The organism is Enterobacter cloacae complex sp. 342H5, assembly GCF_050030905.1.
GTDB lineage: Bacteria > Pseudomonadota > Gammaproteobacteria > Enterobacterales > Enterobacteriaceae > Enterobacter > Enterobacter intestinihominis.
Genome location: NZ_JBLGVB010000001.1, coordinates 2,756,579 through 2,778,296, shown reverse-complemented (window position 1 = coordinate 2,778,296; position 21,718 = coordinate 2,756,579). Strand labels below are relative to the sequence as shown.

Here is a 21,718-nt window from a genome sequence, read left to right as displayed (position 1 = left end):
CCAGCAGCGGTAAGCGATTACCGCTGCTTTTTTTTACCCTGCGTTCAGGTCACGCGCTCGAAATGAACGTCCTGCCATAGTCACTAGCGGAAGGATGATGTCGTGCTTATCTTATTAGGTTACCTGGTAGTTCTCGGTACAGTTTTCGGCGGTTACATGATGACCGGCGGGCACCTTGGAGCACTCTATCAACCGGCTGAACTTGTCATCATCGGCGGTGCAGGGGTAGGGGCTTTTATCGTTGGTAACAACGGTAAATCGATCAAGGGCACGCTGAAGGCGATTCCGCTGCTGTTTCGTCGCTCGAAATACACCAAAAGCATGTATATGGATCTTCTGGCGCTGCTCTATCGCCTGATGGCGAAGTCACGTCAGCAAGGAATGTTCTCGCTGGAGCGGGACATTGAAAACCCGAAAGAGAGCGAAATTTTCGCCAGCTACCCGCGTATTCTGGCTGACGCGATGATGCTCGATTTTATCGTCGATTACCTGCGACTGATCATCAGCGGCAACATGAACACCTTCGAAATTGAAGCCCTGATGGACGAAGAGATCGAAACCCACGAGAGCGAATCCGAAGTTCCGGCCAACAGCCTGGCGCTGGTGGGCGACTCGCTTCCGGCGTTCGGTATCGTGGCGGCGGTCATGGGCGTCGTTCATGCCCTGGCCTCGGCGGATCGCCCGGCGGCTGAACTGGGCGCCCTGATTGCCCACGCGATGGTGGGGACGTTCCTTGGTATTTTACTGGCATACGGCTTTATCTCCCCGCTGGCGAGCGTGCTGCGCCAGAAGAGCGCTGAAACCACCAAAATGATGCAGTGCGTGAAAATTACGCTGCTCTCAAACCTCAACGGTTATGCGCCACCGATCGCCGTCGAATTTGGTCGTAAGACGCTCTACTCCAGCGAACGTCCGTCGTTTATCGAACTGGAAGAGCACGTGCGCGCGGTGAAAAACCCCAACCAACAGACGACAACTGAGGACGCATGAAAAACCAGTCCCATCCGATCGTCATCGTAAAAAAGCGCAAGCATAAGGGGCACGGACACGGTTCCCACGGCTCGTGGAAAATTGCTTACGCCGACTTTATGACTGCCATGATGGCGTTCTTTCTGGTGATGTGGCTGATCTCCATCTCCAGCCCGAAAGAGCTTATTCAGATTGCGGAATATTTCAGAACGCCGCTGGCGACGGCGGTCACCGGCGGGCCGCGCATTTCGAACAGCGACAGCCCGATCCCCGGCGGCGGTGACGATTACACCCAGCAGCAGGGCGAAGTGAAAAAACAGCCTAACATCGACGAGCTGAAAAAACGGATGGAGCAGGCGCGCCTGAAAAAACTGCGCGGTGACCTGGATCAGCTGATTGAGGCGGACCCTAAATTGCGCGCGCTGCGTCCGCATCTGAAAATTGACCTGGTGCAGGAAGGGCTGCGTATTCAGATCATCGACAGCCAGAACCGACCGATGTTCAAAACCGGCAGTGCCGACGTGGAGCCCTACATGCGCGATATTCTGCGTGCGATTGCACCGGTGCTGAACGGCATTCCGAACCGCGTTAGCCTCTCCGGTCACACGGATGATTTCCCGTACGCCACGGGAGAGAAGGGATACAGCAACTGGGAGCTTTCTGCCGATCGCGCCAACGCCTCGCGTCGCGAGCTGGTGGCGGGTGGGCTTGATGATGGCAAGGTCCTGCGCGTGGTCGGCATGGCTGCAACCATGCGCCTGACCGACCGCGGACCGGATGACGCCATCAACCGTCGTATCAGTCTTTTAGTGCTGAACCAGCAGGCGGAGCAGGCCATCCTGCATGAAAACGCCGAAAGTCAGAATGAGTCACTGGACGATTTAAAACAGCCTGGGGCCGTCCCTTCGGCTGCCGTTCCAACATCGCCACCAGCCAATCCGAGATGATAGCGTGAGCATGGATATTACCGATTTTTACCAGACATTTTTTGATGAAGCCGACGAATTGTTGGCCGATATGGAGCAACATTTGCTGGATCTGGTGCCCGAGGCACCGGACTCAGAACAGCTCAACGCCATCTTCCGTGCGGCGCATTCCATTAAAGGCGGAGCCGGAACGTTTGGATTTACCATTTTGCAGGAAACGACCCATTTAATGGAAAACCTGCTGGATGAAGCACGACGCGGTGAGATGCAGCTCAATACCGACATTATCAACCTGTTTTTGGAAACGAAAGATATTATGCAGGAACAGCTCGACGCCTATAAAAGTTCGGCAGAGCCTGATGCCGCCAGCTTTGAATACATCTGCAACGCGCTGCGTCAGTTAGCGCTGGAAGCCAAAGGTGAGGCGTCTGCGCCCGTTGTCCCTGCGGCAAAACTGAGCGTTGTTGACGCCGCGGCCAAACCAGACAGTGCGCCTGATGCGCCCGCAGGAAAATTGCGCGTAGTGCTGTCACGGCTGAAAGAGAACGAGGTCAACCTGCTGGAAGAGGAGCTGGGTAACCTGGCGACGCTCAGCAACGTGGTGAAGGGTAAAGACAGCCTGGCCGCGACGCTCGACGGCGGGATCGGCCAAGATGACATTGTGGCGGTGCTGTGCTTCGTGATTGAAGCGGATCAAATTGCGTTTGAAACCGAGGCGGCGGCCGTTGAAGTGCCCGCGCCGGCAGAAATTGCCCCTGCGGTAGTTGCTGCTGCTCCGGCCCTGAAAGCCGTGCCAAAAGAGACGGCTGCCCCGGCCCGCGGTGAAAAACCGGCGGCGCGTTCCAGCGAGTCCACAAGCATTCGCGTGGCGGTGGAGAAAGTGGATCAGCTGATCAACCTGGTGGGTGAACTGGTGATCACCCAGTCGATGCTGGCCCAGCGCTCCAACGAGCTGGACCCGGTGACCCACGGCGATCTCATCACCAGCATGGGCCAGTTACAACGTAACGCCCGCGATTTGCAGGAATCGGTGATGTCCATCCGCATGATGCCGATGGAATATGTCTTCAGCCGCTTCCCGCGCCTGGTGCGCGACCTGGCCAGCAAGCTCAACAAACAGATCGAACTCACGCTGATGGGCAGCTCCACCGAGCTGGATAAGAGCCTGATTGAACGCATTATCGACCCGTTAACGCACCTGGTGCGTAACAGCCTCGACCACGGCATTGAGCTGCCGGAAAACCGCGTGGCAGCCGGAAAATCGCCAGTGGGCAACCTGATCCTGTCAGCAGAACATCAGGGCGGCAACATCTGCATCGAAGTGACCGATGACGGCGCGGGCCTGAACCGCGAGCGCATTCTGGCGAAGGCGATTTCGCAGGGCATGGCGGTCAACGAAAACATGACTGACGAAGAAGTGGGCATGCTGATTTTTGCCCCGGGCTTCTCAACCGCAGAGCAGGTCACCGACGTTTCCGGCCGCGGCGTGGGCATGGACGTGGTGAAACGTAACATTCAGGAGATGGGCGGTCACGTTGAGATCCAGTCTAAGCAGGGCGCGGGCACCACGATCCGTATCCTGCTGCCGCTGACGCTGGCCATTCTTGACGGCATGTCCGTTAAAGTGGCGGACGAAGTCTTTATTCTGCCGCTGAACGCGGTGATGGAATCCCTCCAGCCGCGCGAAGAAGATCTGCATCCGCTGGCGGGCGGCGAGCGCGTGCTCGAAGTGCGCGGCGAGTACCTGCCGCTGGTGGAACTGTGGAAAGTGTTCGAAGTGGACGGGGCAAAAACCGAGGCCACGCAGGGTATCGTTGTGATCCTGCAAAGCGCCGGACGCCGCTACGCGCTGCTGGTCGATCAGCTGATTGGTCAGCATCAGGTGGTGGTTAAGAACCTGGAAAGTAACTACCGCAAAGTGCCGGGGATCTCTGCTGCCACCATCCTGGGTGATGGTAGCGTCGCGCTGATCGTCGATGTATCGGCACTTCAGGGATTAAATCGTGAACAACGTGTGGCGAACACAGCCGCCTGATTAAGTAAAAGGTAATAACATGACCGGTATGAGTAACGTAACGAAACTGGCGGGCGAGCCATCTGGGCAGGAATTCCTGGTTTTCACTTTAGGTGATGAAGAGTACGGTATCGACATCCTGAAAGTGCAGGAAATTCGCGGGTACGATCAGGTAACGCGCATCGCGAATACGCCAGCGTTTATCAAGGGTGTGACCAACCTGCGCGGTGTGATTGTGCCTATCGTGGACCTGCGCGTGAAGTTCAGCCAGGGCGATGTGGAGTACAACGATAACACGGTGGTGATTGTTCTGAATCTGGGGCAGCGCGTGGTGGGGATTGTGGTGGACGGCGTGTCAGATGTGCTGTCGCTGACCGCCGATCAAATCCGTCCTGCGCCGGAGTTTGCGGTCACGCTGTCGACGGAATACCTGACAGGGCTGGGTGCGCTCGGCGAGCGTATGCTGATTCTGGTGAATATTGAGAAGCTGCTGAACAGCGAAGAGATGGCGCTGCTGGATATTGCGGCGAATCACGTGGCATAAAATAATGCCGGGTGGCGGCTTCGCTTTACCCGGCCTACAAATGGCTCGAACACGTAGGCCGGGTACGCGTCAGCGCCACCCGGCTCTTTTGTATCTTTACGCCTCCTGCTCCACCAGCTCTGCCTCCGCTTCCCGCGCCCCTTCATTCTGCGACAGCATCGCCGTCGCAATCCCGTTCCCCAGCACGTTAATAGCCGATCTCCCCATATCCAGGAAATGGTCAATCCCCATCAGCAGCAGGATCCCGGCTACCGGAATGTTAAAGCCTGGAATGGTTGCCGCCAGCACCACCAGCGACGAGCGCGGTACGCCCGCAATGCCCTTCGAGGCCAGCATCAGCGTTAACATCAGCACCGTCACCTCGGTAAAACTCAGGTGAATGTTGTACGCCTGGGCAATAAACATTGAGGCGAACGAGCAGTACACCATGGAGCCGACCAGGTTAAACGAGTAGCCGATCGGCAGGACGAAAGAGGCGATATTCCGTGAACAACCAAAGCGCGCTAACTGCTCCAGCGTTTTAGGGTATGCCGCTTCAGAGCTGCTGGTGGTAAACGCCACCAGCACCGGATCTTTCAGCATCGCCACCAGACGGAAAATCTCTTTCTTCAGTACCATGTAACCCACGGCCAGCAATACCAGACAGGTCAGGAGGATCGCCACATAATAACCGCCAATAAACGAGGCATAGTTCAGCAAAATGCCCAGCCCCTGGGTGGCAATGACGGACGAAATCGCCGCGAAAATGGCCAGCGGCGCAACGTACATCACGTAGCCCGTCACCTTCAGCATAATGTGGGATACCACATCCAGCGCCGCGACCAGCGGGGCGTTGAATTTTTGGCCCAGTGACGCGCCGCCAATGCCGAAGAACATCGAGAAGACCACAATTTGCAGGATCTCATTGTTCGCCATCGCGCCGGCAATGCTGGTTGGAATGGTGTGTGACAGGAAGGCTTTCAGCGACATCCCGCTCACGGCCAGGCCGGTATCAACCGTCTCTGTCGGAATGCTCAGGTTCAGACCGCTGCCGGGTTGTTCAAGGGTAACAATAAACAGCCCCACCAGAATGGAAAGTACGGATGAGCTGATAAACCACACCATCGCTTTACCCCCGACGCGCCCAATCGTAGACGTTTCACCCAGCCTCATAATGCCCACCGTCAGGGTGCTGAACACCAGCGGGGCTATCACCATCTTGATCAGCCGCAGGAAAATATCGGTCAGCAGGGTGATGTTCTCCGACCAGGCCTGTATCGCGTCGGGCGAAGCATACTCATGGATCGCCGCACCGGAAAGAATGCCCGCCAGCATGAAAATCACGATGAAGAGCGTGAGTTTGTTTGCACTTGCCACAAAAAGATCCTCTATGCGCTAAAAGAGTTTCCTGCGTCAATGCATACAAAATTTTTATTTAAGCGCAGGAAAATATTCGGGGCATAAATTGAAGTAAAGCTGCGTGAGTTACAACTTGTTTTTAATTTTTATGAAATTCGTTGTTTTTATCATGACGATATATTGTGACTCAGATCACGCTGCAGGCGATATATCCTCAAGTTAAGCAAGAATAATGCCCATTTTTTTTTGCTAACCCTTTGTAATGTTTGTTAATAACCTGTTAATTCGAGCGGGGTTGCCCTCTTTTTGATGAAAGTGGTTGAAGTGCTAACCATAAACTAAATTCTCAGTAACCGCGCCGGGGAATGTTTAAGCGGGGCTAACATACTGAACAGTATGAATAAAATATGGCAAGCGAACCTATATTTCTTCTGGAGGGTGGTAAATGAAAAGAAAACTTCTTTTTATCTGCGCGGGCACGCTGCTGACGGCGGCAACGGTCGGTCAGGCTCTCGCGGTCACCAGTAGCGGCACTATCGGCGCGACGTTGACGCTGACCAACGGCTGCTTGATCAACGGCTCGCCAACGCAAAACGGCATTAACTTCGGGACGCTCGATTTCGGCACTCATCCTGCAACATTCTCCACCCTGACAACCCAGTTAACCGGTGCCAGCGGAGGAAACACCTTTACCATTCAATGTACCACTGCCAGTTACACGGTGGCGATCACCGGCAACACCAACGCTACCGCACCCGGAACCGTTGTCGGCACCCCAGGTACGCCGGGCCGCTATCTGGTCAACACCGCCAATGCGGCGCAGGGCGTTGCCTACAGCCTGTTCAGCGATAGCGGTTACAACAACGTGGTTGCGAACAATGCCGCGTTGCCGGTCGCCTCTACTGCGGGTGGGGTGGATAGCTACACCCTCTACGCACGCATTACGGGCGGCGGCAATAGCGTAACGGTCGTACCGGGAACCTATACCGACACGATTAACGTCAGCGTCACCTACTGATTCAGCCATGAAGGCATTGTTATGTCTGCGCGACAGCGCAGAGGGCGTCGTGCACCCTTTTTTAACCCTGTTGGTCGGGCTGATGTTGATCCCAGACGCCGGGGCGGTGACGTCTCAGTCATTCAGGGTGAGCGCGACGGTTGTGCCTGGATGCTCGGTGAGCACCGGCACCGGCGGGCGTTTCGGTACGCTGAATTTCGGGACCCGCAGCGGCGTGGAGAGCGCACCGGTCAGCACCAGCTTTGTTGCCGACGGCGCGTTGTCCATCGCCTGCACACCGGGTGTGGCGCTAAGTATGAGCATTAATGGCGGTCAGAATTATAGCTCTGTGCGGCGGATGACGCGTTCAGGCGGGACAGAGGTGGTCGGTTACCGGCTCTACAGCAGCAGCTCTTTGGCCGCAAACAGTGAAATTGGGGTTAACCAGGCAATACCGATTACCTATACCAACAGCAATAACATCGCGCTGCCTCTTTTTGGCGTCGCGCTTTTGACCGGGTTTAGCCCGTCAGGAACGTATTCAGATCAACTCACCGTGACCTTGTCATGGTAGGAAAGGGAGAGCATTGATGAAGCCATTTTTCAGGCGGTCAGGCCTGTTGAGTCTGTTGGGGATAACGGCCCTTACAGCGGTTAAGGCGCAAGCAGCCGCAACCATTCTTCTTTGGCCTATCGATCCGTGGCTTTCGGCAGACGCCAGAGCAACTGAATTGTGGATCCAAAATCAGGGCAACAGCGCCACGACAATGCAGATACGCATTGTGCGCTGGAAACAGGAGGGCGGATATGAGCGTTACACCGCCCAGCAGGATGTGGTCGCCAGCCCGCCGATCGTGACTATCGCTAAGGGCAGTAAACAGCTTATTCGCCTGATTAAGCAGGGGACGATCCCGTCCGGCGTCGAGCAAGCCTACCGCATCATTGTGGATGAGATTCCCCAGCCGGATGCCAAAGCGGAACCGTCTATGGGCCTCAAACTGCAAATGCGCTATTCCATTCCCTTATTTGTTTATGGACAGGGGATCCCCACCCTCAACGAGGGAGAGCATCACGCGCTGGCGAACACTCATCAGCTCAACTGGCGGGTCATTCAGGAGGAGGGGAAACCCGCGCTTGAGGTCCGCAATCAGGGGAACGTTCACGTCAGGCTCAGCCAGGTTGCGGTTGAGCAGGGCGGGCAAAAACGCACGGTTGCCGAGGGGCTGCTGGGTTATGTGCTGCCAGGCAGCACCCGAAGCTGGCCGCTTCCGGCAGGGATTTATCAGCCGAATCGGATGAGCGCGCAAATTAATGCCAGGGATACACAATGGCAATCGACGCCCGTCAACTGAAACCGGCGATGATGATCCTGCTTTGCGTCAGTACCAGCGCATTTGCCGAAACCGGCGACGACAGTTTACCGCCGCCGCCGGACGCGCGGACGATGAACGGCGAAGCTGTATTCCAGCTCGCCCTGGTGCTGAACCACTATGACACGGGTCTGGTGGTGCCGGTGACGCAGCGCGAGGGCGCCTGGTTTATTTCAGGAGCGGATTTGCTTCGTGCCGGACTGCCGCAGGAGCATGTGCCTGCCGGAGAGGTGAACCTTTCAACGCTCTCATCGGTACGCGTAGAGTATGACAGCAGCGCCCAGCGGCTCATGCTGACGGTCCCCCGGGACTGGGTTGCGGCGCGGATCACGTCGTTTAGCGGTCAGAGCGCGCAAAGCAAGCCGCATTATGGCCGGGGCGCGCTGCTCAACTACGACGTTTATACCAACCATACCGAACACACGGGCGGCCAGGCGTCGGTGTGGCATGAGTTCCGCTATTTCAACGAAGACTATTCGTTTTCTTCGACAGGGTACGCCCGACAGAATTTCGCCGGAAGCAGCGGGCAGCAGGAAGGATACGTGCGCTATGACTCAACCCTGCTGATCACCAACGAGGAGGATGCCACCACCTGGACCGTCGGGGACGTCATCAGCGATGCGCTGAGCTGGAGCACCAGCGTGCGGATGGGCGGGATCAGCTACGGGCGCGACTTCTCCCTGCGTCCGGATCTGGTGACCTGGCCGCTGCCGGCGTTTTCCGGTGAGGCGGCCGTCCCGACCTCGGTCGATCTCTTTATTAATGGCTACCGTTCCGGCTCCACCCGCCTTCAGCCGGGGCCGTTTACCCTCACTAATCTGCCGTACATCAACGGCGCAGGGGATGCGGTACTGGTCACCACCGACGCGCTGGGACGTCAGGTGAGCACCACGCTGCCGTTTTATGTCAGCAGCGATCTGCTGAAGCAGGGGTTAAGCGACGGCGCCGTGACGCTGGGCAGCCTGCGGCGCAACTACGGTATAGAGAATTTTGACTATGGCCCGGCGGCGGGCAGCGGATCGTATCGCTACGGGGTGACCGACTGGCTGACGCTGGAGGGGCATGCGGAAGGGGCGGAGTCGCTGGCGCTCGGCGGCGCGGGCACGGTGCTGAAGCTCGGGCGTTTTGGCGTGGTGAACACGTCTTATACCCAAAGCCGGATGCGCGGCGACGAAGGGGGCCAGATGAACTGGGGCTATCAGTACAGCACCAGCGAGTTTAGCGTAGCGACCCAGCATACCCGACGCGACCGCGGCTTCGGCAACCTCGCCCTGTACGATCAGCCCACCGTTTATGATGAATATGATAACCCCGTTGCCAGCCTGAGCCGCAATACCGACCAGTACTCCTTAACCTTTAACCTCGGTGATTACGGCAATATCGGTGCGGCGTGGATCGGCGTGGAGAGTTTTGACAGCCGGAAAACCGAGCTGCTCAACCTCTCCTGGAGCCGAAATCTGTGGCGCTCAAGCAGTATTTACCTGGCGGCCAGCCGTGACCAGCAGCGGGATGACTGGACGGTTGCGCTGTCGTTGCAGGTCCCTCTGGGCGAACGTGACAGCGCCGCCGTTACCTTTGAAAACACGCCTGACGCAGGCAGCACTCAACGCATTAACTACAACCACTCGATGCCGTCTGACGGCGGCTTTAGCTGGAACATGGCCTGGGCCAACCAGTCGCGGTCGAGTAACTATCAACAGGCCACGCTCGGCTGGCGGAACAACAATGTTGAGCTTCAGGGCGGCGGCTACGGTGAGAAGGGGATGATGACCTGGTGGGGCGAGGCGATGGGCTCTGTCGTCCTGATGGACGGTGAGCTGTTTGCGGCGAACAAAATCAACGATGCGTTTGTGGTGATCAGCACCGACGGACATCCGGACGTACCCGTCAGCTACGAGAACCAGCCGGTTGGTAAAACCAATAACAAAGGTTATCTGCTGGTCAGCGGCGTTTCCGCCTATTACCCGGCGAGCTACCGCATTGATACCCTAAACTTACCTGCGGATACCCGGCTGAAAGAGACCGAGCGTCGGGTGGCGATTCGTCGGCATAACGGTTATCTGGTGGATTTCCCGATGGAGCAGGAGCGGGTTGCCAGCGTGATCCTGCATGACGCGCAGGGCAATGCGATCCCGGTGGGAAGCCAGGTCAAACGCGCGTCCCGCAGTAGCGCGGTTGTTGGCTACGACGGCCTCGCCTGGCTGGAAAACCTCAACGATGTGAATCCTCTGGAGGTCATCACCCCGGACGGTAAACGCTGTATCGCAACGTTGAACGTGGGCGCAAATCCCGAGCATAAGCTGCAAACCTACGGTCCGCTGACCTGCCGGGAGGCGCCGTGAAACGCCTGTTGATAGCCATACTGCTGCTGTTCTCGGGCAGCGGCTGGGCGGCCTGCACCGTCAGTACGGTGAACGCCTCGTTTGGCAGCGTCACCTCATTCGCCCTGAGCAGTACGGGGGAGGTGCAAACCACCGGCACGCTGGTGGTGTCCTGCGATACTGTTCTCAACCTGCTAACCAACGACTCGGTGACGCTGACCTACACCTCGGCGTCGATAGCCGCCAACAGCCGCGCCACCATGAAGCGTACCGATAATGCGGCCATCGCGGACGTTATCCCCACGCGCCTGTGCGGTGCCACTGGCTGCGGCGGAAACAGTGAAGTACAAATCAGCAAAACCTATACCTGGAATGGCAACACCCTGCTCGGGCTGCTGGGGTCAAGGCGCTACAACATTCCGCTTTATTTCCGTACTGTGCCGGGGCAGAACGTCACGGCCGGGCCGTACCAGGTGTTGTTAACGTTCAGCATCAACTACAACGTGTGCGCCGTTGGCGCGGGCGGGCTATGCCTGACCCCGCAAACCGGCACGGCAACTACCTCCATTCTCCTCAACATGACCGTCACCAACGATTGCAGCACGATGACCACGCCGGACGTGAATTTTAACAGCGCGCCGCTGGTGCAAAATTTTCCCACCGTTTCGCAGTCGATCGCCGTCACCTGCACCAAGGGCAGCACCTACACCATAGGCATTAATAATGGAGCAAACGCCCTGAACAACGTTCGTCGTATGGTTAGCGGCAGCAATTTTATGAGTTACGACATCTATAAAGAGGCGACCAGCAACCGCTGGGGCGGCAGTGGCAGCGAGCGCTGGGCCAGCGCCAGCTCATCCCAGGTCAGTACCGACGGGCTTTTACGCACCTATAACTACAGCGCTAAGGTCCTGACCAGCCAGGCCACGCCGCCTGCCGGAACCTACACCGACACGCTGATCGTTGACGTCGCGTTCTGACTCCCCGCGCTTTTCCCTTTCGCAAATGTAAAGTTCCCGTGGCCCCTGCCGATAACACCGTTAATCAATCGATGAGAAGGTGTTGTATGTTGAACCGTATCCGCGTTGTCACAATGCTTATGATGGTGCTGGTCATTTTCGCACTTCTTCAGCTTATTTCTGGCGGCCTCTTTTTCTCCTCGTTAAAACAGAACCAGGACAGCTTCGCGGCCTCGAACGATTTGCGGATGCAGCAAAGCGAACTGACCACAACCTGGGATCTGATGTTGCAGACGCGTATCAATCTGAGCCGCTCGTCTGCCCGCATGATGATGGATCCGAACAACCAGCAGAGCAGCGCAAAAACGGAACTGCTGAAGAATGCGCGCGCCACCCTGGCAGACGCGGCGAAACATTACGAGGCCTTCAAAAAAATCGCCCCTCAGCCCGCAATGGCGCAGGCGAGCGCGAACATAGATGAAAAATATCAGGCCTACTTCGCCGGCCTCACGGAGCTGGTGCAGTTCCTGGAGAAGGGCAATATGGACGCCTATTTCGCGCAGCCGACCCAGGGCATGCAGAACGCACTCGGCGCGGCGCTCGGCGAGTACGCCAAAGCCAGCGGCGAGCTTTATCACTCCGCCTTTACGCAAAGCCAGAACGACTACCGTTTCGCGAAATGGCAGATGGCGGTGCTCGCCCTCGCGCTGGTCATCGTGCTGGTGGCCGTGTGGTACGGCATTCGTCATATCCTTCTTAATCCGCTTGGCCGCGTCATTGCCCATATCCGCGATATTGGCCGGGGCGATCTCACGAAAACGCTGACCGTTTCTGGTCGCAACGAGATCACCGAGCTGGCGACCATATGCAGCGTTCGCTGATTGATACCGTCGCCAACGTGCGCGAGGGGGCGGATGCCATCTATACCGGCACGAGTGAAATCGCGATGGGCAACAACGATCTCTCGTCCCGTACCGAACAGCAGGCGTCCGCTCTGGAAGAGACGGCGGCAAGCATGGAGCAGCTCACCGCGACCGTGAAGCAGAATGCCGACAACGCCCGTCAGGCGTCGCAGCTTGCAGAAAGCGCGTCCGACACCGCCCAGCGCGGCGGTCGGGTGGTCGACGGCGTGGTGAAAACCATGCATGACATTGCCGACAGCTCGAAGAAAATCGCCGATATCATCAGCGTTATCGACGGCATTGCCTTCCAGACCAACATTCTCGCGCTGAACGCGGCCGTTGAAGCGGCGCGTGCGGGCGAGCAGGGACGTGGGTTTGCCGTGGTCGCTGGCGAAGTACGTAACCTCGCCAGCCGCAGCGCCAATGCGGCGAAAGAGATCAAAGCCCTGATTGAAGACTCTGTTTCACGCGTGGATACCGGCTCGGTGCTGGTGGAAAGTGCGGGTGAAACCATGAATGACATCGTGAATGCCGTGACGCGCGTGACGGACATCATGGGTGAAATCGCCTCTGCATCGGATGAGCAGAGTCGTGGTATTGACCAGGTCGCTCTGGCGGTATCGGAAATGGATCGTGTGACGCAGCAAAACGCCGCCCTGGTGCAGGAGTCCGCTGCCGCGGCCGCTGCGCTTGAGGATCAGGCGAGCCGCCTGAAAATGGCCGTCTCGGCGTTCCGTCTTACTTCAAAAACAACAAATACGGTCAGCTCGCGGTCGGCGTACAGCGAAGCAACCCCGGCGCCCGTGACAACACCTACGCGCGCAGCGGTGACCGGACAAGATGAAAACTGGGAAACATTTTGACTGACAATTAAACCGCGGCTGCTTGCCGCTTGATGGGAGCGTGGATGTTAAATCGTATTCGTATCTCGACCACACTGTTTTTGATTCTGATCCTGTGTGGGGTTTTGCAGGTTGGCAGTAACGGGTTGTCTTTCTGGGCGTTTCGCGATGGCTATCAGAATTTGCAGGAAGTTGAGACGAGTAATCAGCAGCGCTCCGCACTGGCACAAACGCGTGCCGTGCTGTTACAGGCAAGCACTGCGCTGAACAAAGCAGGGACGTTAACCGCGCTGAGCTATCCGCCGGATGATATTAAGGCGCTGATGGTCGTGGCCCGCAGCAGCCTGAAGCAGGCCGACGCGCAGTTTAAGACGTTTACGGCGCAGGAGGCGGTGAGTGAGAAAGAGAAAACGCTGAAAGTCGCCATGAAAAAGAACTTTGATGTGTGGTACGGCGATCTCGACCATCAGGCGACGTGGCTGGAGAACAACCAGCTTTCTGACTTCCTGACCGCGCCGGTGCAGGCGTCTCAGGCGGCATTTGACGACAGCTTTAACGCATGGCAGCAGGATATTAACCAGTTTGTGGCGCGTGCCGGTGCGGACAGCCGTACCAGCTACCGCATGTCAGGGGTGATTTTCCTGACCATGGTGATCCTGGCCGCCCTGCTGACCGGCGGCTCGCTGTGGTGGTCGCGCAAAATGATCGTCCAGCCGCTGGCGATCGTCAGCAGCCACTTCGACAGTATGGCGAAGGGCGACCTGGCGCGTCCGGTGGCCGTGTATGGCAGGAATGAAATATCAGCGATTTTCGCCAGCCTGAAGGCGATGCAGAGTTCGCTGCGGGAAACGGTAAGCAACGTTCGTCAGGGCAGTTACGCCATGCATACCGGGATCTCCGAGATTGCGGCAGGCAATAACGACCTCTCATCCCGCACCGAACAGCAGGCGGCATCGCTGGCGCAGACGGCGGCCAGCATGGAGCAACTGACCGCGACGGTAAGCCAGAACGCCGATAACGCGCGTCAGGCGTCCGACTTGTCAAAACAGGCGGCGATGACGGCGAAACGTGGGGGCGACCAGGCTTCTCACGTCGCCAGCACGATGCAGCAGATTGCCGCCAGCTCGCAGAAAATTGGCGACATTATCAGCGTCATCGACGGTATCGCGTTCCAGACCAATATTCTGGCGCTGAACGCGGCCGTTGAAGCGGCGCGTGCCGGAGAGCAGGGGCGCGGGTTCGCGGTGGTTGCCGGTGAAGTCCGAAACCTCGCCAGTCGCAGCGCCAACGCGGCGAAAGAGATCAAAGGGCTGATAGAAGAGTCGGTCTCCCGCGTTCAGCAGGGCTCCGCGCTGGTGGATACCGCCGCGCAGACCATGCACGAGATTGTCACCTCCGTGACGCGGGTTAACGACATTATGGGCGAGATTGCCTCGGCGTCTGATGAACAACGCCGTGGTATTGAGCAGGTGGCGCAGGCCGTTACACAGATGGATCAGGTTACGCAGCAGAACGCCTCACTGGTGGAAGAGGCGGCGGCGGCTACCGATCAGCTGGCAAACCAGGCGGATCACCTTACCGGGTTGGTCGCCGTATTTAATGTGAAAGAGCACGTTGAAGCAGTAACAGAAGTCGGACGGTCACAGGCCGTGCCCGTTGTATCCTGAATGTGATTGAGAAGGCGCTATGACATCACCCATGCCCTCAGGGCAAACGTCATTATTGTTGCAGATGACACAGCGCCTCGCGCTGTCCGACGCGCATTTTCGTCGGATATGTCAGTTAATCTACCAGCGTGCGGGGATCGTGCTTGCGGACCATAAGCGAGACATGGTCTACAACCGGCTGGTGCGGCGCTTGCGCACGCTGGGGCTGGATGATTTTGGCCGCTATCTGAGCATGCTCGAAGCGAACCAGAACAGCGCCGAATGGCAGGCATTTATCAACTCATTAACCACCAACCTGACCGCGTTTTTCCGCGAGGCGCATCACTTCCCGGTGCTGGCGGAACACGCCCGTCGCCGTAGCGGAGAGTATCGCGTCTGGAGCGCGGCAGCCTCTACCGGGGAAGAGCCGTACTCGCTGGCCATCACCCTTGCAGACACCCTGGGAATGGCGCCGGGCCGCTGGAAAGTGTACGCCAGCGACATCGACACCGAAGTGCTGGAAAAAGCCCGTAACGGCGTTTATCGCCAGGATGAACTAAAAACGCTGTCTCCTCAGCAGCTACAGCGTTACTTCATGCGCGGTACCGGCCCGCATGAAGGACTGGTGCGCGTACGCCAGGAGCTGGCGAACTGCGTGGAATTTGCTCCCGTTAATTTACTGGATAAGCAGTACAACGTGCCGGGGCCATTCGACGCCATTTTTTGCCGTAACGTGATGATCTATTTTGATAAAACGACGCAACAGGACATTCTGCGTCGCTTTGTTCCGTTGCTCAAGCCTGACGGTTTACTGTTTGCCGGGCACTCGGAAAACTTCAGCAACCTCGTGCGTGAGTTTAGCCTGCGTGGGCAAACGGTTTATGCGCTGAGTAAGGAAAAAGCATGAGTAAAATCAGGGTATTGTCTGTCGATGATTCTGCGCTGATGCGTCAGATCATGACCGAAATCATCAATAGCCACAGCGATATGGAGATGGTGGCAACAGCGCCCGATCCGCTGGTCGCGCGGGATTTAATCAAAAAATATAACCCCGACGTGCTGACGCTGGATGTCGAAATGCCACGCATGGATGGCATCGATTTCCTGGAAAAATTAATGCGCCTGCGCCCGATGCCGGTGGTGATGGTGTCATCTCTGACCGGTAAAGGTTCAGAAATCACCCTGCGCGCGCTGGAGCTGGGGGCGGTGGATTTTGTCACCAAGCCGCAGCTCGGCATTCGCGAGGGGATGCTGGCGTACAGCGAGATGATCGCCGAGAAAATCCGTACCGCGTCGCGCGCAAAACTGGCGGCCCACAAGCCGATGGCCGCGCCGGCAACCCTGAAGGCCGGACCGTTACTCAGCTCGGAAAAACTGCTGGTCATTGGGGCGTCAACCGGAGGAACAGAGGCAATTCGCCATGTACTCCAGCCATTGCCGCTCTCAAGCCCGGGTATCCTGATTACGCAACATATGCCGCCGGGGTTTACCCGCTCATTCGCGGAGCGCCTGAATAAGCTGTGCCAGATCAGCGTGAAAGAGGCGGAAGACGGCGAGCGCGTGCTGCCAGGTCACGCGTATATCGCCCCGGGTGACAAACATATGGAGCTGGCGCGCAGCGGGGCGAACTATCAAATCAAAATTCATGACGGGCCGCCGGTTAACCGGCACCGTCCGTCGGTGGATGTGCTGTTTCATTCGGTGGCGAAACATGCGGGGCGCAACGCCGTGGGGGTGATCCTGACGGGGATGGGCAACGACGGCGCCGCCGGAATGCTCGCGATGCACCAGGCTGGCGCCTGGACGATTGCGCAGAATGAAGCAAGTTGTGTGGTGTTCGGCATGCCGCGCGAGGCCATCAATATGGGTGGCGTAAGCGAAGTGGTCGATCTTAGCCAGGTAAGCCAGCAGATGCTGGCGAAAATCAGTGCCGGACAGGCAATACGTATTTGACTCAGGAGTATTATTTTATGGCGGATAAAGAGCTTAAGTTTTTGGTTGTGGATGACTTTTCCACCATGCGTCGCATTGTGCGCAACCTGCTAAAAGAGCTAGGCTTCAACAACGTTGAAGAAGCAGAAGACGGGGTGGATGCGCTGAACAAACTCCAGGCTGGCGGGTTTGGTTTTGTGATTTCCGACTGGAACATGCCGAACATGGACGGTCTCGAACTGCTGAAAACCATCCGCGCGGATGCAGGCATGGCCTCTCTGCCGGTGCTGATGGTGACCGCAGAAGCGAAGAAAGAGAACATTATTGCCGCTGCACAGGCGGGCGCAAGTGGCTACGTGGTGAAGCCATTCACCGCGGCGACTCTGGAAGAGAAGCTCGGGAAGATCTTCGAGAAACTCGGCATGTGAGGTGATGGAAATGTTGCAACCTGCTATGAAACCCGTTGAAGAACATTCGCCGAGCGACATTATTGCCCGTATTGGTAGCCTGACCCGCATGCTGCGCGACAGCCTCCGTGAGCTGGGGCTGGACCAGGCTATCGCCGAAGCGGCGGAAGCCATCCCCGACGCGCGCGACCGTCTGGACTACGTGGTGCAGATGACCGCGCAGGCGGCCGAGCGAGCGCTGAACAGCGTTGAGGCGTCACAGCCGCACCAGGATGCGATGGAGAAGGGGGCGAAAGCGCTGACCCAACGCTGGGATGAGTGGTTTGAGAACCCCATTGAGCTGGCGGATGCCCGCGAACTGGTAACGGACACCCGTCAGTTCCTGGGCGATGTGCCAGGGCACACCAGCTTCACCAATGCGCAACTGCTGGACATCATGATGGCGCAGGATTTCCAGGACCTCACCGGCCAGGTGATCAAGCGCATGATGGATGTGATTCAGGAGATTGAACGTCAGCTGTTGATGGTGCTGCTGGAAAATATTCCGGAACCGGCTGCCCGACCGAAACGCGAGAATGAAAGCCTGCTCAATGGTCCACAGCTTGACACCAGCAAAGCGGGCGTGGTGGCAAGCCAGGATCAGGTGGACGATCTGCTGGACAGTCTTGGTTTCTGATTGCCCTTCTGCCTCAGGCTGTGAACGCGGCCTGAGGTGGTTCAGAACAAAAACAGCGAAAAGAGCCCGAATAAACGGGCTTTTCCCGCCATTGGATTTTCTCTGCGCTGGCATGATACCCGTGAATTAATGGGCTGCGAGCAGGCACAGTGGCAGAAGAGAACGACGACAAAACAGAAGCCCCCACACCCCACCGACTTGAAAAAGCCCGTGAGGATGGGCAGATCCCCCGATCCCGAGAGCTGACCTCCCTGCTGATCCTGGTGGTGGGCGTCTGCATAATCTGGTGGGGCGGGGAGATGCTTGCCCGCAGACTGGCGGGAATGCTCTCTGCTGGCTTACGTTTTGATCACAGCATGGTCAATGACCCCAATCTGATCCTCATTCAGATCATCAACCTGGTTAAAAGCGCCATGATCGCTCTGCTGCCGTTGATTGCCGGGGTGGTCATCGTGGCTCTTGTTTCGCCGGTCATGCTCGGTGGCCTGGTGTTCAGCGGTAAATCGCTGCAACCGAAATTCTCCAAGCTCAACCCGCTACCCGGTATTGCGAAAATGTTTTCAGCTCAAACCGGGGCTGAGCTTCTTAAAGCGATCCTGAAATCGCTTCTTATGGGCAGTGCTGCCGGGTTTTTTCTGTGGCACCACTGGCCGGAGATGATGCGTCTGATCAGTGAATCCCCCATGACGGCGATGAAGAATGCCCTGAACCTGGTCGGATTAGGCTCGCTGCTGGTGGTTCTCAGCATTATTCCGATGGTGGCGTTCGACGTTATCTTCCAGATCTTTTCCCATATCAAGAAGCTGCGAATGTCGCGTCAGGATATTCGCGATGAATATAAACAGATGGAAGGCGACCCGCACGTCAAGGGCCGTATCCGCCAGATGCAACGTGCTGCCGCGCGTCGTCGCATGATGGAAGATGTGCCGAAAGCCGATGTGATTGTCACTAACCCGACCCACTACTCCGTGGCGCTTCAGTACGACGAAAACAAAATGAGCGCACCGAAAGTAGTGGCGAAAGGGGCCGGGCTGATTGCGCTGCGCATTCGTGAAATCGCGACGGAAAACCGCGTACCGATCCTTGAAGCACCGCCATTAGCCCGTGCGCTGTATCGCCACGCGGAAATTGGACAACAGATCCCGGGCCAGCTCTACGCCGCTGTCGCAGAGGTGCTGGCCTGGGTGTGGCAACTGAAACGCTGGCGTTTAGCGGGCGGTCAACGACCTGTAAAACCTGAGAACCTTCCGGTGCCTGAAGCACTGGATTTTTTGAACGAGAAGGACACTGATGGCTAATCTGGTGGCAATGTTGCGCCTGCCCGGCAACCTGAAATCGACGCAATGGCAGATCCTTGCCGGACCGATTCTGATCCTGCTAATTCTGTCGATGATGGTGCTGCCGTTACCGGCATTTATCCTCGACCTGCTTTTCACCTTCAACATTGCGTTGTCCATCATGGTGCTGCTGGTGGCGATGTTCACCCAGCGCACGCTGGAGTTCGCCGCGTTTCCAACGATCCTGCTGTTCACCACGCTGCTGCGCCTCGCGCTGAACGTTGCCTCCACGCGTATCATCCTGATGGAAGGGCACACCGGCGCGGCGGCGGCGGGCAAGGTGGTCGAAGCCTTCGGTCACTTCCTGGTGGGCGGCAACTTCGCCATCGGTATCGTGGTGTTCGTCATTCTGGTGATTATCAACTTCATGGTTATCACTAAAGGGGCGGGGCGTATCGCAGAAGTGGGCGCGCGCTTCGTGCTCGACGGGATGCCGGGCAAGCAGATGGCAATCGACGCCGACCTGAATGCCGGGCTGATTGCGGAAGATGAAGCAAAAAAACGCCGTGCCGAAGTGACCCAGGAGGCAGATTTCTACGGCTCCATGGACGGCGCGAGTAAGTTTGTGCGCGGTGACGCCATCGCGGGCATTCTGATCATGGTGATTAACGTCGTCGGCGGCCTGCTGGTCGGCGTGCTGCAACACGGCATGGACATGGGCCACGCAGCGGAAAGCTATACGCTGCTGACCATTGGTGATGGTCTGGTGGCGCAGATCCCGGCACTGGTGATCTCCACCGCGGCGGGGGTGATTGTGACCCGGGTCAGCACCGATCAGGATGTAGGCGAGCAGATGGTGGGGCAGTTGTTCAGCAACCCGCGCGTTATGCTGCTCTCCGCGGCGGTACTGGGCCTGCTCGGTATGGTGCCGGGCATGCCAAACCTGGTATTCCTGCTGTTCACTGCCGCGCTGCTGGGCCTTGCCTGGTGGATGCGTGGCCGCGAAACTCAGCCTAAGGCAGAGCCAGCGCCGGTCAAAATGCCTGAGAACACCCAGGCGGTGGAAGCCACCTGGAACGACGTTCAGCTCGAAGATTCGCTGGGGATGGAAGTGGGGTACCGCCTGATCCCGATGGTGGATTTCCAGCAGGATGGCGAACTGCTTGGCCGTATCCGCAGCATTCGTAAAAAATTCGCCCAGGACATGGGCTTCCTGCCGCCGGTGGTGCATATCCGGGACAATATGGATCTCCCGCCCGCACGCTACCGCATCCTGATGAAAGGGGTGGAAATCGGCAGCGGTGATGCGTACCCTGGCCGCTGGCTGGCGATTAACCCTGGCACTGCCGCTGGCACGTTGCCGGGTGAGCAGACGACCGACCCGGCCTTTGGTCTGGCGGCCATCTGGATTGAGAGCGCCCTGAAAGAGCAGGCGCAGATCCAGGGTTACACGGTTGTTGAGGCCAGTACCGTGGTCGCGACGCACCTCAACCATCTGATTGGCCAGTTCTCCGCGGAACTGTTTGGACGTCAGGAGGCGCAGCAGCTGCTTGACCGCGTAACGCAGGAAATGCCGAAGCTGACCGAAGATTTGGTGCCGGGCGTGCTGACCTTAACCACCCTGCACAAAGTGCTGCAAAATCTGCTCGATGAGAAGGTGCCGATCCGCGATATGCGCACCATTCTGGAAACACTGGCCGAGCATGCGCCGCTCCAGAGCGATCCACATGAGCTGACGGCGGTGGTGCGCGTGGCGCTCGGGCGCGCCATAACCCAGCAATGGTTCCCGGGAACCGGCGAAGTGCAGGTGATTGGCCTGGACACGCCGCTGGAACGTCTGCTGCTTCAGGCCCTACAGGGCGGTGGCGGGCTGGAGCCGGGTCTGGCGGACAGATTGCTGGCGCAAACCCAGGAGGCGCTGGCGCGTCAGGAGATGTTGGGCGCGCCGCCGGTGCTGCTGGTGAATCATGCGCTGCGTCCGTTGCTGTCGCGCTTCCTGCGCCGGAGCCTGAACCAGCTGGTGGTGCTGTCGAATATGGAGCTGTCCGATAACCGCAATATTCGCATGACGGCGACCATAGGAGGGAAATAATGCGTAAGTGGCTGTGGATCTTATTTTTCCCGCTGGCGGTGCAGGCCGCAGGCGAGGGGGCATGGCAGGCCAGCAGTATCGGCTTAACGCTCTACCATCGGGGGGAGTCGATCTCCTCCCGTCCGCTGTCAGCCTCTGAGCCCGTCTCCGGGCAGATGACGCTGGTGGTCTGGAATTACACCCTGACGGGACCCACACCGGCCGGGTTGCGGGTGCGGCTGTGCTCGCTGACCCGCTGCGCGGAAATCGAGGGCCAAAGTGGCATCACCCAGGCCTTCAACGGGGTGTCTGCTCAGGAACCTTTACGCTTTATCTGGGAAGTGCCAGGCGGTGGACGTCTGATCCCGGCGCTGAAGGTTCAGCGCAACGAGGTGCTCGTCAACTACCGCTAACTGCCCGCCTTTTCGCCAGTCTTCAGGCATTTCTGAAGGCTGGCTCGCAAAATTGACCTTCCCTTTTGATACAAAAGAAACGCTGTTTTATAAATCAGTGACACGCGTATTGAC

The 21,718-nt window shown here is 57.8% G+C and carries 18 protein-coding genes and 1 pseudogene; 18 read left to right on the top strand and 1 reads right to left on the bottom strand.

Features of this window, described 5'->3' with window-relative positions; all coding sequences use genetic code 11:
* Positions 1-102: 102 nt before the first annotated feature.
* From motA to cheW, 4 genes are read left to right on the top strand one after another with little or no spacing between them, the layout of a single operon-like run.
* Entirely contained in the window at positions 103-990 is an 888-nt protein-coding gene (gene motA / locus ACQG03_RS13280) for a flagellar motor stator protein MotA (protein WP_003859696.1), read from the top strand.
* Entirely contained in the window at positions 987-1,916 is a 930-nt protein-coding gene (gene motB, locus ACQG03_RS13275; RefSeq protein ID WP_022648511.1) for a flagellar motor protein MotB, read from the top strand. The genes motA and motB overlap by 4 nt, the downstream gene beginning before the upstream one ends.
* A 4-nt stretch (positions 1,917-1,920) precedes the next feature.
* Positions 1,921-3,930, top strand: a complete 2,010-nt coding sequence (cheA, locus tag ACQG03_RS13270; protein WP_022648510.1) for a chemotaxis protein CheA — start codon at positions 1,921-1,923, stop codon at positions 3,928-3,930.
* Positions 3,931-3,949: 19 nt separating this feature from the next.
* Positions 3,950-4,453 (top strand): chemotaxis protein CheW, encoded by a 504-nt coding sequence (gene cheW / locus ACQG03_RS13265; protein WP_003859699.1) that lies wholly within the window; start codon positions 3,950-3,952, stop codon positions 4,451-4,453.
* A 96-nt stretch (positions 4,454-4,549) separates the two neighbouring features.
* Here the strand turns inward: cheW and ACQG03_RS13260 are convergent, their stop codons facing one another.
* Complete coding sequence (locus tag ACQG03_RS13260; RefSeq protein ID WP_063162933.1) at positions 4,550-5,809, bottom strand: dicarboxylate/amino acid:cation symporter; 1,260 nt, start codon at positions 5,807-5,809, stop codon at positions 4,550-4,552.
* Positions 5,810-6,236: 427 nt separating this feature from the next.
* On the opposite strand from ACQG03_RS13260, the gene ACQG03_RS13255 reads away from it, so the two are divergent.
* The 14 genes and pseudogenes from ACQG03_RS13255 (at position 6,237) to flhE (ending at position 21,604) form a co-directional block, all read left to right on the top strand.
* Entirely contained in the window at positions 6,237-6,809 is a 573-nt protein-coding gene (locus ACQG03_RS13255) for a spore coat protein U domain-containing protein (protein ID WP_022648508.1), read from the top strand.
* A gap of 7 nt (positions 6,810-6,816) precedes the next feature.
* Positions 6,817-7,362: a Csu type fimbrial protein gene (locus ACQG03_RS13250; RefSeq protein ID WP_022648507.1), complete on the top strand. Its 546-nt coding sequence runs from the start codon at positions 6,817-6,819 to the stop codon at positions 7,360-7,362.
* A gap of 16 nt (positions 7,363-7,378) precedes the next feature.
* Entirely contained in the window at positions 7,379-8,140 is a 762-nt protein-coding gene (locus tag ACQG03_RS13245) for a fimbrial biogenesis chaperone (RefSeq protein ID WP_023306493.1), read from the top strand.
* Positions 8,116-10,500, top strand: coding sequence for a fimbria/pilus outer membrane usher protein (locus tag ACQG03_RS13240; protein ID WP_023300458.1), 2,385 nt, complete (start codon positions 8,116-8,118; stop codon positions 10,498-10,500). The genes ACQG03_RS13245 and ACQG03_RS13240 overlap by 25 nt, the downstream gene beginning before the upstream one ends.
* Complete coding sequence (locus tag ACQG03_RS13235; RefSeq protein ID WP_023300457.1) at positions 10,497-11,459, top strand: Csu type fimbrial protein; 963 nt, start codon at positions 10,497-10,499, stop codon at positions 11,457-11,459. The genes ACQG03_RS13240 and ACQG03_RS13235 overlap by 4 nt, the downstream gene beginning before the upstream one ends.
* 86 nt (positions 11,460-11,545) lie before the next feature.
* Positions 11,546-13,203 (top strand): annotated as a pseudogene (gene tar / locus ACQG03_RS13230) (methyl-accepting chemotaxis protein II).
* A 44-nt stretch (positions 13,204-13,247) separates the two neighbouring features.
* Positions 13,248-14,849, top strand: coding sequence for a methyl-accepting chemotaxis protein IV (tap, locus tag ACQG03_RS13225; protein WP_023300455.1), 1,602 nt, complete (start codon positions 13,248-13,250; stop codon positions 14,847-14,849).
* Between the two features lie 19 nt (positions 14,850-14,868).
* Positions 14,869-15,735 (top strand): protein-glutamate O-methyltransferase CheR, encoded by an 867-nt coding sequence (gene cheR, locus ACQG03_RS13220; RefSeq protein WP_017384409.1) that lies wholly within the window; start codon positions 14,869-14,871, stop codon positions 15,733-15,735.
* On the top strand, positions 15,732-16,781 hold the full coding sequence (locus tag ACQG03_RS13215; RefSeq protein WP_014884341.1) for a protein-glutamate methylesterase/protein-glutamine glutaminase: 1,050 nt from the start codon (positions 15,732-15,734) through the stop codon (positions 16,779-16,781). The genes cheR and ACQG03_RS13215 overlap by 4 nt, the downstream gene beginning before the upstream one ends.
* A gap of 17 nt (positions 16,782-16,798) precedes the next feature.
* The gene (gene cheY / locus ACQG03_RS13210; protein WP_000763862.1) at positions 16,799-17,188 is read left to right on the top strand and encodes a chemotaxis response regulator CheY; all 390 of its coding nucleotides are present in this window, start codon (positions 16,799-16,801) and stop codon (positions 17,186-17,188) included.
* A gap of 10 nt (positions 17,189-17,198) precedes the next feature.
* The gene (gene cheZ / locus ACQG03_RS13205; protein WP_022648501.1) at positions 17,199-17,843 is read left to right on the top strand and encodes a protein phosphatase CheZ; all 645 of its coding nucleotides are present in this window, start codon (positions 17,199-17,201) and stop codon (positions 17,841-17,843) included.
* Between the two features lie 149 nt (positions 17,844-17,992).
* Positions 17,993-19,141: a flagellar biosynthesis protein FlhB gene (gene flhB, locus ACQG03_RS13200; protein ID WP_022648500.1), complete on the top strand. Its 1,149-nt coding sequence runs from the start codon at positions 17,993-17,995 to the stop codon at positions 19,139-19,141.
* Complete coding sequence (gene flhA, locus ACQG03_RS13195; protein WP_003859723.1) at positions 19,134-21,212, top strand: flagellar biosynthesis protein FlhA; 2,079 nt, start codon at positions 19,134-19,136, stop codon at positions 21,210-21,212. The genes flhB and flhA overlap by 8 nt, the downstream gene beginning before the upstream one ends.
* Positions 21,212-21,604 (top strand): flagellar protein FlhE, encoded by a 393-nt coding sequence (gene flhE, locus ACQG03_RS13190; protein ID WP_063162934.1) that lies wholly within the window; start codon positions 21,212-21,214, stop codon positions 21,602-21,604. The genes flhA and flhE overlap by 1 nt, the downstream gene beginning before the upstream one ends.
* Positions 21,605-21,718 lie beyond the last annotated feature (114 nt).

Bases quoted from the DNA above. Each gene is read 5' to 3' on its own strand.
- motB (WP_022648511.1), top strand. From the start codon at position 987: ATGAAAAACCAGTCCCATCCGATCGTCATCGTAAAAAAGCGCAAGCAT.
- cheW (WP_003859699.1), top strand. From the start codon at position 3,950: ATGACCGGTATGAGTAACGTAACGAAACTGGCGGGCGAGCCATCTGGG.
- ACQG03_RS13255 (WP_022648508.1), top strand. From the start codon at position 6,237: ATGAAAAGAAAACTTCTTTTTATCTGCGCGGGCACGCTGCTGACGGCG.
- ACQG03_RS13250 (WP_022648507.1), top strand. From the start codon at position 6,817: ATGAAGGCATTGTTATGTCTGCGCGACAGCGCAGAGGGCGTCGTGCAC.
- ACQG03_RS13245 (WP_023306493.1), top strand. From the start codon at position 7,379: ATGAAGCCATTTTTCAGGCGGTCAGGCCTGTTGAGTCTGTTGGGGATA.
- ACQG03_RS13240 (WP_023300458.1), top strand. From the start codon at position 8,116: ATGGCAATCGACGCCCGTCAACTGAAACCGGCGATGATGATCCTGCTT.
- tap (WP_023300455.1), top strand. From the start codon at position 13,248: ATGTTAAATCGTATTCGTATCTCGACCACACTGTTTTTGATTCTGATC.
- cheR (WP_017384409.1), top strand. From the start codon at position 14,869: ATGACATCACCCATGCCCTCAGGGCAAACGTCATTATTGTTGCAGATG.
- ACQG03_RS13215 (WP_014884341.1), top strand. From the start codon at position 15,732: ATGAGTAAAATCAGGGTATTGTCTGTCGATGATTCTGCGCTGATGCGT.
- cheY (WP_000763862.1), top strand. From the start codon at position 16,799: ATGGCGGATAAAGAGCTTAAGTTTTTGGTTGTGGATGACTTTTCCACC.
- cheZ (WP_022648501.1), top strand. From the start codon at position 17,199: ATGTTGCAACCTGCTATGAAACCCGTTGAAGAACATTCGCCGAGCGAC.
- flhA (WP_003859723.1), top strand. From the start codon at position 19,134: ATGGCTAATCTGGTGGCAATGTTGCGCCTGCCCGGCAACCTGAAATCG.
- flhE (WP_063162934.1), top strand. From the start codon at position 21,212: ATGCGTAAGTGGCTGTGGATCTTATTTTTCCCGCTGGCGGTGCAGGCC.